Origin of the sequence: uncultured Cocleimonas sp. (assembly GCF_947495625.1) — a bacterium.
Classification (GTDB): domain Bacteria; phylum Pseudomonadota; class Gammaproteobacteria; order Thiotrichales; family Thiotrichaceae; genus Cocleimonas.
The window spans coordinates 1-11185 of sequence record NZ_CANLZW010000032.1 but is presented as its reverse complement, the minus strand read 5'-3'; the positions used below and the strand labels follow the sequence as shown (position 1 = coordinate 11185).

At 40.9% G+C, this 11185-nt stretch carries 10 protein-coding genes; 5 read left to right on the top strand and 5 right to left on the bottom strand.

The window, feature by feature from the left end; genetic code table 11:
* Positions 1 to 102 precede the first annotated feature (102 nt).
* Both Q1A31_RS16160 and Q1A31_RS16155 read left to right on the top strand, forming a co-directional pair.
* Positions 103 to 867, top strand: a complete 765-nt coding sequence (locus tag Q1A31_RS16160) for a hypothetical protein (RefSeq protein WP_299879096.1) — start codon at positions 103 to 105, stop codon at positions 865 to 867.
* 157 nt (positions 868 to 1024) lie between these two features.
* Positions 1025 to 1351, top strand: coding sequence for a cytochrome c (locus Q1A31_RS16155; RefSeq protein ID WP_299879090.1), 327 nt, complete (start codon positions 1025 to 1027; stop codon positions 1349 to 1351).
* A 134-nt stretch (positions 1352 to 1485) separates the two neighbouring features.
* On the opposite strand, the gene Q1A31_RS16150 is transcribed toward Q1A31_RS16155, so the two are convergent.
* Positions 1486 to 3390, bottom strand: a complete 1905-nt coding sequence (locus tag Q1A31_RS16150; protein WP_299879087.1) for a TonB-dependent siderophore receptor — start codon at positions 3388 to 3390, stop codon at positions 1486 to 1488.
* A gap of 270 nt (positions 3391 to 3660) precedes the next feature.
* Between Q1A31_RS16150 and Q1A31_RS16145 the strand changes: the two genes are divergently transcribed.
* Complete coding sequence (locus Q1A31_RS16145; protein WP_299879084.1) at positions 3661 to 4485, top strand: dienelactone hydrolase family protein; 825 nt, start codon at positions 3661 to 3663, stop codon at positions 4483 to 4485.
* 87 nt (positions 4486 to 4572) lie between these two features.
* Here Q1A31_RS16145 and Q1A31_RS16140 read toward each other — a convergent pair whose 3' ends face one another.
* The 4 genes from Q1A31_RS16140 to Q1A31_RS16125 form a co-directional block, all read right to left on the bottom strand.
* Positions 4573 to 5016, bottom strand: a complete 444-nt coding sequence (locus tag Q1A31_RS16140; RefSeq protein ID WP_299879082.1) for a protein tyrosine phosphatase family protein — start codon at positions 5014 to 5016, stop codon at positions 4573 to 4575.
* Positions 5017 to 5115: 99 nt separating this feature from the next.
* Entirely contained in the window at positions 5116 to 6405 is a 1290-nt protein-coding gene (gene argA, locus Q1A31_RS16135) for an amino-acid N-acetyltransferase (RefSeq protein ID WP_299879079.1), read from the bottom strand.
* Between the two features lie 66 nt (positions 6406 to 6471).
* A complete protein-coding gene (locus tag Q1A31_RS16130; protein WP_299879076.1) occupies positions 6472 to 6936 on the bottom strand; it encodes a YraN family protein in 465 nt (154 codons plus the stop codon).
* A gap of 38 nt (positions 6937 to 6974) precedes the next feature.
* Positions 6975 to 8846 carry a penicillin-binding protein activator gene (locus Q1A31_RS16125; protein WP_299879073.1) on the bottom strand — a complete coding sequence of 624 codons (1872 nt, stop codon included), beginning with the start codon at positions 8844 to 8846 and terminating at the stop codon, positions 6975 to 6977.
* 135 nt (positions 8847 to 8981) lie between these two features.
* Between Q1A31_RS16125 and rsmI the strand changes: the two genes are divergently transcribed.
* On the top strand, positions 8982 to 9848 hold the full coding sequence (rsmI, locus tag Q1A31_RS16120) for a 16S rRNA (cytidine(1402)-2'-O)-methyltransferase (RefSeq protein ID WP_299879070.1): 867 nt from the start codon (positions 8982 to 8984) through the stop codon (positions 9846 to 9848).
* 432 nt (positions 9849 to 10280) lie between these two features.
* The gene (locus tag Q1A31_RS16115; protein WP_299879068.1) at positions 10281 to 11072 is read left to right on the top strand and encodes a hypothetical protein; all 792 of its coding nucleotides are present in this window, start codon (positions 10281 to 10283) and stop codon (positions 11070 to 11072) included.
* Positions 11073 to 11185 lie beyond the last annotated feature (113 nt).

Here is an 11185-nt window from a genome sequence, read left to right as displayed (position 1 = left end):
CCCTAGCCAGGAGAAATAGGTAAATAGGTAAAATAGCTAAATCTGAAGCCCCCAACCTGAGAAGGAAGGGGGCTTTTTTATTGTCAGAAATTAGGCTTGTATATGTTAAACAAATTGTTATTCATTGCTTTTCTTTTATTTCAGTTTTCACTGTTTGCAGACTCTGCTAGTTACGAAGGTTCTGTAGGTTCTGTTGTTAATGACGACCCACAAGTTAAGATCATTAAAGAAAAAGTAAAAACAGAAAAAAGCATAGGCGATTATGCAATCTCCACTGACGGTAAATATCTATTGGTGGTGCGTAAGCAGTCACAAGCATTAGAGTTGCTCGATGCTTCAGATTTCAGTGTGATGAAATCCTTCCCAGTTCAAGGAACTACAGCTCATAAAAAAATAGATATAGTTTTTAATATCGCATCACGACAAAGTTTTATCGTTGGAATAAGTAGCGAGAAAGGTGTTGATAACCAGCTTTGGGAAATACTTTATAAAGATAGCCCTTTACCTGTTTACAACGGAGTGATGCATGATTATCGAATGAACGAGGGGATGGTAAGAGATCAGAGCCAATTTCCAGTAAGGATAATAAACCTTGTTGGTAAAACCTTTAACCCAATTACTTCTTATTATTTTTACGCAGACAGTGGTTTTTTATTTATCGCCAGAGCTAAAGCCATAGAAGTCATTCAGCTAGATGCGCGCCAAACAATTGCCACAATTGTGCTCAATGAAATTCCTAATCTAACAAGGAGCAAATTAATAACAGTAAAAGGCACCCCCCACCTTTCAGTGCCTTTTTTGGGTAAGCCAGGTACTAAGCTGATTAACATGAAAAACTGGGAGCTGGTGGGATATCAGGATCTATAAATTCAAAATTGCTATAACATAAGTTACTGATTTAATTTATATATTAACTATTTAACTAGCTGATTTATCAAAGGGCATTGATCTACCTCAAGGTCGTTGTGCAAATTAGTTGCTATAAACAGATGGCACACTATTTTTCTACTTGGAGTAAGACATTATGATTTCTAAATTATCCTCTACCAGCGCTCTTTTAATAACAGCTGGCCTATTAACATTTAGCAGCGCTTCTTTCGCCGCTGATGGAAAAGAACTTTACACTGCTAAAGGCTGTGTTGCTTGCCATGGTGCAGATGCTAAAACCCCAATGACTGCTATGTACCCTAAGGTAGCCGGTCAAAATAAAGAATACCTAACGCAACAAATGAAAGATATCAAAAGTGGTGCACGTAGCAATGGCCAATCAATGGTTATGAAAGGCATTATGGCTGCAGTCAGTGATGAAGAAATTGAAGCGCTTTCTGAGTACCTTTCTGGATTAGAATGATACTAGTTTAGTCATGCATTATTAGTCATACAATATTAGTAATATCGTATGACTAAGAAACAAAAAAGCCCCAGCAAATGCTGGGGCTTTTTTGTTTATAGAGGTCTTTATTTGTCCGTTTAAAGCATGGTCGTTTAAAACTTGCCGCGTAACTCCAAACTCAAAGTACGTGGATATTCCTCATGAAGAAAAGCATCTGATTTATCTTCCAGGCGAACATTGGTCAGGTTGTCTAAACGAATAGCCAGATCTAAATTCTTGTTGATAGATCTGCGTGCGCCTGCATTCAAGATGGTATAGCTAGGAACATCTGTTGAAACGTTATTTTTCTCGACAATCTGCCCTGATAGATACTCTGCATTGAGGTTCCATTGCCACTTGTTTTTATCCCATGTAATGCCCGTTGAAAGTGTATGTTGAGGGCGCTGATTCAAGCGAATACCATCACCATCTTTAGCATCAAGGTATTGATAACCGGTGTTCAGCGTTAAGGCTTCCGTTAATAGAATCTTGCTAGAAATTTCTACGCCTTTCAAGCGCGCTTCGTTGATGTTTTGATAAGTTCTATCGGTCAGTGGTCCTGTCAACTCAATCAGGTTCTTAACTTTGCTGTCGAATATAGCTGCATCAATGCTGAATTTTTCTCTAGTGTAGTTTGCACCTACCTCAAATGAATCACTGGTTTCAGGCTCAAGATCAGAGTTTCCAGAAATTGAGTATGGGCCAAATGCAAATACATAATCAGATGAAGCCTGTTTGATATTGGGTGCTTTAAAACCATGGCCGTAGCTACCTTTTAACTTTAAATTATCGCTAGCACTCCAGACCACAGAAACGCGAGGGCTCACTTCGTTGCCGAAGACCTCATGGTCGTCGAATCGAGTACCCAGGGTTAATAAGGTACTGTCTGTGATATCTATTTCATCTTGTATATAAAGCGAATTAAGCGAGAAATTTTCTTTATTGCTAACCAAATTCGAATTTTCTAATTCTTCAATACGATGTTCCAAACCAGCAGTAATAAAATGCTTTTCTCCTAATGGAGTACTGATATTACCTTCCACAACGGTATCGGTAAGTTTTTGAGGAGCAGTCCCCGCGACGCCATTGGTGGCTTTATTACTAATATCGACTTTGCCTTGATAAGCGCGTAGCGAGCTTGTGATTTTACCCACAGTCCCTTTCCACCCTAAAGATAACTGATCGCGATCAATGTCATATTGGCTTTGATAGAGAACATTCCTGCTGGTTGCAGTGTCATACCAGCGTTTTTCCTGTCCGGTACTGTATTTCAGCTCGATATTGTGATCTTCGGCAGGCTGCCAGTCTGCACCTAGTGATAGTTGCTCTTTTTTGCGTCCTTCAATGGCTGATTGCCCCAGATTCAGCTGGCTATCGACAGAAGCGCGTCGGGAGTTTTCCGCACCCACACTCAATTGAAAATTATCACTTACACCGCCACTGATATTGAAACTGGCATCGTGACCATCTCCGTCATCTTTGCTGCCATTTATAGAATCACCATTCGCTAATCGACTGGTTAGTTTTACATTTCCTGTGAGCTCGTTGCCAGGTCTGCGGGTAATGATATTTATCACACCACCCAAAGCATCGGAGCCGTACAATACCGACATAGGACCACGAACCACTTCGATACGTTCTATCTGGGATGTAGGAACCCAATCGTATTGGTAATCGGTATTCGGACCAATCGTATCATTAGTGCCAGGAATGCGTTTTCCATCAACCAATATAAGAGTGTGTTTACTTTCCATGCCCCGCAAACTGATAGTTTTACGTCCACCAGAACCGATACCTTGCAGACTAACACCCGTTGTTCCGCGAATTAGATCGAGTACATTCTCACCACCTTTTTCCTCAATTTCTTTACGACTTATTACAGTCACGCTACCTGGGGCTTCTGTAGTGTCTATTTCTGATCGGGTTGCAGTAACGATGACTTCATCTAGCACATCATTTTCTGCAAAAGCGGATCCCGTAACTGCAGAGAGCAGGCTAAGTAAAACTATTTTTTTCATGGTGATATTACTCATCGTTCTTTTGTAAGAGTCCCAATTAAAACAGAGCGCAGTAGCTAAGTACTTGATATATGTTAACCAGTTCAGTGAGGGTAGTTTAAAAATGAATGAGTATTCAATTATATAGTTTTTGGATGACCGCTAATCTTCAGGTTTGCATTTTTTGTAAATAGCAAAAACTAGAATATTTTTTATACTAAAATAATGTCTAGAAGATATCCGCAGATCATTTTTTAAAATAATGTAAACAATAAAGTAAAGGTGTAAGTTATGTGTGATTTAGACGGGTGTGATGATCAGAGTCATCTACCAGAAATAAAAGTAAAACCAGAAGACAGACGTTTATTCTTAAAAGGGCTAGCAAGTTTACCTTTGGCATCAGTACTAGCCTTTCCTGAACTATCTCAGGCAGCTGCAGCAAAGCTTGATAATGTAACGATTAAACTAGCAGATGGCACAGAAGTAAGTGCGGCAATCGCGTTACCCAAAGCAGAAAAAGCACCCACGGTATTATTGATTCATGAGTGGTGGGGCTTAAATGATCAAATCAAAGCGGTCGCTGCGGAACTGGCAGATATGGGTTATGTCGCTTTGGCAGTAGATTTATATGGCGGCAAGGTCGGAACGGATGCGCCATCAGCGAAAGCATTAATGTCAGCTGTTGATGGTGACAAGGCAACCGAAACCTTAGTGGGTTGGGTTGATTATCTCAAAAACCACAAACAATCTAATGGCAAAGTAGGGACCATGGGTTGGTGCTTTGGTGGTGGTTGGTCAGTGAACGCCTCAATCGCAACACCTGTTGATGCAACCATCGTTTACTACGGTTATGTCACACAGAAAGCAGATCAGCTCAAATCATTAAAAGGTCCAGTACTCGGGCATTTCGGTACCCAGGATAAAAACATCAATAAAGAGATGGTCGGTGGTTTCGAAACTGAAATGGAAAAAGCAGGCAAGAAAGATTCATTAACCGTCAATTGGTACGATGCCAATCACGCTTTTGCTAATCCCACAGGTGCAAGATACGATGCAGAAGATGCGGCAACTGCATGGAAGAGGACTACTGAGTTTTTGAAAGCTAATCTTAGTTAGAATTCATTAGCTAGAGCGAAAAAAGTGCCTATAAGTAGGGGGGTGACTAAAATTAAGTCACCCCCCTACTTATAGGCCTTTTTTTAATTAGTCATCCTTTAAATCAAGCTTAATAAATTCCTGCCAAACTTCACTAGGTTTCCAGGTAGCTACCATAGGGATGATCTCATCCTCAGTTCGATGCATTACACTGCGTTGGTAGTGCTGCATAAAAGCAGAAATTCTATGGTTTAACGCGCAGTGTACCCAGACTTTATCGCCTTCTAAAATGCTCATCTGTTTAAGAAATAATTGGAGGTGATCTATCGTTGGGGCATCAAACGGGACTGGAATATGAAAGTAGTTCATACCTGCTTCTGCTACGAAACTGCCTTCTTCTGGTAGCGCATTATCTGAATCATGCATGGCAAGATTTATTACGTGCTGAAAACCTGCATTAGCAATAACTTCGAATTCGAAAGGGGTAGGTTGGCCTGAAGTGCTGATCGCGTCAGAAATTTCAATGAAGTTAAAGATATCTTTAATGCTCATTTTCTTGGTCTCTCCCTAGAAAAAAGGCTCAGAAGTAGGGGGCTGACTTTATCTATATGACTTTATTAACTACGTTATCAATACAAATAAAGATTAGTCTCAAGCTTTAATAAGCAGATCTTTCAATAAAATCTTAGACTTTCTCTGGAAGTTATACAGCGCTTTTTTATGCTCTGGCAAATCTTCTACCTCACCGGGTTTAAACCCACGCTCTTTAAACCAGTCTATCGATTGCGTAGTCAAAACCAATAACTGACTGAGTTTCCGATTCATTGCTTCCTGACTAATGCGTTTCAACAGTCTATCGCCACGTTCACCGCCTTTATAATCCGGGTGTACGGCAAGACAAGCGAGTTCACCGGTATTCGTATCAGGGATCAGATATAAGGCAGCACAGGCAATGATTTTTCCATCACGTTCAATCACGCTGAATTTATCAATTTCTAGTTCTAGCTGTTCGCGAGAACGTTTGATCAAAGCACCTTTTGCTTCCAGTGGTTCGATCACATCTATAATGCCGCTGACATCTTCAGTTTGTGCCTGACGAATATTTTCATACTGGCTGGCGTTAAACATGGTGCCAATACCATCGCGTGTATAGATCTCTAATAACAATCCATCTTTGGTTTCAGCGCTGACTAAATGGACGCGTTCAACGCCATCATTCATCGCGGCTTTAATATGGTTGAGTAAACTTTTTTGCTCTGGATTTGCGTCGATAAAATTATCCAGTTGTTGCAGGTCTACATCGAGAGTAGGTGTCGCAGCATCCGCATGGAGAAAGATCAATTTGTCAGCGTGTAATGACTTCGCCGCAAAACTCGCCACATCTTCATAACGTAAATTAAACGCTTCACCAGAAGGTGAAAATCCTAATGACGATAATAAAACGATGCTGCCTGCTGACGTTAATTGCTTGATGAGATTGGCATTGATTTTTCTAACCGTTCCCGTGTGTTGGTAATCAGTACCATTAAAAATACCCAGCGGTTGCGCCGTAATAAAATTACCTGACAACACACCCAGGCTTTCATTAACCACGGGTGGCATACTCAAGGCATGGCTCAGCTGGTTTTCTATTTCAACGCGTAATGCACCAATCACTTCTTTAGCGGTTTGCAGGGTTACCGCATCAGTCACGCGCATATCGTCAACCACTTGAATCTCATGATTCATAGCGTTGAGGCTTCTATCTACTTGCGGGCGTGCGCCATGTACCAGAACGATCTGGGTACCCAATGCAGAGAGAATCGCGATATCTTTGATGAGCTGTGAAAACTTCTCGCACTCGATCACTTCACCGGCAAAGGCGATGACAAAAATCTTGCCACGATGCTTGTGGATGTAAGGTGCCGCTTCCCTTAGGAAGTCGATGCGCGAGTTATTCATAAATGTCTTTACGTTGCGGTTATTATTCGTCTGTTATTCGTTTGTTGTTTGTGTGCTATAGCCTATTTAAAAACCACTGAAAGCATTTTCTATCCAGTCGATTTTAGGCTTATTGTTGATATTATCGCCTTCTATAGCAACCACGTCAAAACGCATAGACGATTGGGGCGCATTCTGCTGCTGATAGGCAAGGGCGGCTTTAATGATTCGTTGCTGTTTTTTAGGTGTGACACTGGCGGCGGCTCCACCATAATCTGCATTTTTACGGTAGCGCACTTCTATGAAAACCAGTGATTCATCTGACATGCTTTGATTGCCTGATCTGGCATCAAGCATAATCAAATCAACCTCCCCCGCAGGCGTATTGAAATTCTTCTGTTTAAGAATCAGCCCTTTTTTAAGCAGATAATCACAGGCAATATCTTCCGCTTGATTGCCTTTTTTGCGTTTAGCAGTCAGTTTCTTCGCGTCAGATGACAACGACTTTAACTTATCCAGCTGTTTCGCAAATAAAGATAACTGCTTCGGCATTAGCGTGTCATTAATAGCTTATTGGCGTGTTGATACGCTTAACCACCAAATGGCATCGCAACGCCTTTATTGAATCGCGCTAAACCAGATTTACGGTGGAAGCTTCCATCTTTATCAAGACTAATCGTGCCTGTCTTACCGCTAATTGTACTGCCATAGGCTTTAAGAGATTCAGTGCTTGATGAAAGCTTGTAAGCATCCATACCCATCGCATACAAACGAGGGAAGGCGCTAGATGAAGAATTTTGACGACTTGCGCTATCCAGTACCCATGGTGTTTCGGTGAAAACTAAACCTTCCAAAACAGAATCTTTATCCGTGTCTGGCAAACCGCTGTAAACATGCGACGTTGCATAAACGGGCAATGAGCGAATCTTCTGGCGTAAATCAGGATACAAACGTCTAATCTGAGTCGGAGAAGCAGCCACCAAAATAGCATCAAGTTCGTTTTCGCGTGCGCCGATACTCTCTGCAGGTTTCGCATAGCTAATCGCGCTATTGCGGAAGCTTTCGCTCATCACAACCTTGCCGCGTTTTTCAATTGTTGCTCTGCGCATCGCATCGTGCAGGCGATTACCCCAGTCAGAATCTGGCGTTAAGATTGCTACACGTTGTAAACCTTTGCTCATCGCATAATCCACAATCTGTCTCGCTTCATCTTCGGGTGATAAGCCAAATTGGTATAAATTGCCCGACGTATTCTGTAAGCCTTCGACGTAATTCAAACCAATCGTAGGCACAGGAATCGTGCTTCTCGATAAGCTACTCAATGCAGGTTTAATAAATGGCCCAATGACCGTTTGCGCACCACCGTTTAATGCTGTTTTGTAAATGCCATCAATGCTTCCACTAGACGTATTTAGCACTTTCAACTCACTGTTATTGGGATTCAACTTGTGCGCATCCTGAATACCGTTCAACAAGGTTTTACCGATTCCAGCTAAATTACCTGTTAATGGTAAAAGCACCGCGATCTGTTTTTTAGAGCTTGTTGATTTAGCTGGTTTGGCAGCGGCAACAGTGCTATTCGTTGTGCTTGTTGTAGCATCAGTCTGGTAGGGCGTAACCGTCGTTGATGGCACCACATTCAATAACTCAATCGCTTTGCTTTTGCCGGGGTGATTCGGGTTTTGTTGTAACCACTTTGCAGTATCACCGCGCAGAGACGTCTTTACACTTGCATTATCACTCTTTGAAACTTTTCCCAGCTTCGCCAGCATCAACCAGTTTTTAAGCACAGGATGGTTAATTCTGCCGATACCTTCATCCAGCTGGTAATTAGGGATTTGTTGCGCATAATTCCAGATACGGTCATTGTTCAGGTCTTTCTGGTGTTGCTCTGTAAGGCTAGACTCTTGCAATACTAACTCTTGTACTAATGCCAGTTTGTCACCGCTCGATTGCGCTGCACTCATGCGTGCATTCAATATTTTAGTACCAAGCTCCGGTGGCAAGGTATTCACCCGTTGAGGAAGAATACGCAATGTTTCGCGGTAGTTATTATCATTTAACGCAAGCTGTGCCTGAGTAAAACGGAAACGCGCCTGATTCTCGGCGTTCAAACCCGCAAAATTCACAGGAGCTAAATAACGTTGCGTGAGTGGTGTATCTTTTAACACCGCAGCAAGTTCGGCGGCTTGTAAAATCAGTCTCTCACGTTCTGGCGAACGGTAATTATTAGATGCTTCAAAATAAGCCGCTGCCGCTTCGCGTTTTTTACCCTGGGTTAAAAAAGCATTGGCACGACCAATATCCTGACCCGCAGGTAAAGAGTAATTATCAGCTCGGGGTAAAGGTAATTGCGGTACAATATTTGGTAATGAGGCACAGCCTCCTAGAACCACAACGGCAAAAAGTAACGAGACTGGTAACAAGCGCAGTATCTTGGTTTTAGCCAGTTTGCATTTCATAATAAATCCCCATTTATATGCTTTATTTAGTTTGTATTTTTTAGCGTGTACTTTACTTGCTTAGCACTTTGATTTTAGCTAGCACGTTTTTAAAAATGTACAAAATTTACCCAATTTCAAGTAAGAATATCATTAATGACAACAAAAAACACAGACACGACCAGCGGAATTTTATATATCGTAGCCACACCCATCGGTAATCTAGGTGATATTACACATCGCGCTATCGAGACTTTAAAAAAGGTCGATAAAGTCTGTGCCGAAGACACCCGAAATACACGTAAATTACTCACGCATTTCGGTATTCAAGCCGACCTACAAGCGCTGCACGATCATAACGAACAACACAAAATCGCACAGATTAAAAACTGGTTAGATGCTGGGGAAAATATCGCACTCGTCAGCGATGCAGGCACACCACTGATTAGTGATCCCGGTTATCACTTGGTTAATGAATTGGGGGCTGAGAATTACAGAATAGAACCCATTCCAGGTGCGAGTGCAATAATCACCGCACTTTCAATCGCAGGCTTACCGACAGACCGTTTCACCTTCGAAGGCTTTCTACCCGCAAAATCAGTCGGCAGAAATAAAGCACTTCAAGCGAATGCAAAAGAAACCCGTACTCAGGTTTACTATGAATCCAGTCATAGAATAGACAACACCGTCGAAGCCATGCACACCATATTCGGTGCTGACAGAAAAGTCGTACTAGCGCGCGAATTAACCAAACTCTACGAACAAGTATTCCGTGGAGACTTAGAAGGATTGCTGGACTGGATAAACGCAGACCCAATGCATCAAAAAGGCGAATTCGTTTTAATGGTCGATGGCCACGAAGAAGAAACCGACAGCGAAGCAATCAATAGCTCCAGCGAAGAATTACTCACCATATTGCTGGATGAATTACCGGTTAAACAGGCGGCAGCAATAGCGTCGAAGATAACGGGTAGAAAGAAGAATGAGTTGTATCGTTTGGCTATGGAGTTGAAAGGTAAGTAAGGAATTGAAAAAAACAGCTTAAAAGTAGGGGGGTGACTTATTCAACATATTGAATAAGTCACCCCCCTACTTTTAGGTACTTTTTTATAACAAATAAATAAGCAGTGTAAAAATAAAAATCTGGCATAATAAATTAAGCTTATTCGATTAATGCAATCGGCGTACAATAACCAAATAAGAAACAGGGACGGAATCCCTACTTTTAAATTTTCAAATTCTGACCAATCAGTATTTCTTATTAATTTATAGATGCTTAGAGTGAATATTGCAAACATGGAAAAAGAATTATCGGGATTCCCTATAATATTATTAAGAGGGACGACGTCCTTCTTAATAGTCTGTTATGTGTATTTACTACTACCCTATAGTTTGTTTTTTACAACCGGTCTCATCACTAAGCTATCTATAACTTAACACTACTTAAGGCTATCAATGACAAAACTTAAAAATCAGTTTCAACCTAAAGATAATAGTAAGTTACAACGTTTTTTCTTTTTTATGGGACCTATGCTAGCAAGTTTTCATGTTGCTACATATATTGTCAGTTTTTTTGGAGTAGGAGCAGTTGCGAAGTGGATATCTGAGCAATGGTTTCCATTTACACGTTGGTTATGGACTGAGTTATTTATTTGGGCTGAGCAATACATATCGTTGCCTTTATTCAATGATGTAGAAAAGGATGCATTGACCACTGCTCTATTTTTTTCTCCCTTAGGAATTTATGCAATGTTCTTTAAAAAAGATCATCCTCTAGATGATAAATACAAAATCGCAGCGATATTCATCGGCTTATTCTTCGTCATAGTAGTTGGTATTCGTTTATTAAGTGTTGTTTTTGGAGCAATTTTTAGTATTGATTTTCTTCCTTTAACTGGTTGGGGCTGGTTATACTTGATTTTATCAGTAACATATATTTTATTTCACTTAATCATGAAAGGAGTAACATCAAAATCATCAATACCATTAACATCTTCGGATGTATTTAATACTATTAGCATTGCCGCAATTTTATATGCTTTAGTTCTCATTACAGAAAGAGTACTTAATCTCGGAATAGTTACAAGCTTTTGTTTTATAATAGTATTCGTCCTATCGGGCTCCGCAATTTACCATACTCCTTACAGACTGAGCTGGGGCCTCGGAAGTCTTTTTGCCTTCATTTTATCTGGTTTTTTATTTGATGGAGTTTTACTTTTGGCGGAATTTATAGAAATGAGAAAATAATTAGACTGTTTCAAAATCAGAACAAAATGCAGATACATAACAACACGCCCTGAGGAGGACTGTCTAGTATTTTCACCTTGAAATCGCATACGCCAACAACGGTGAATGGCGCT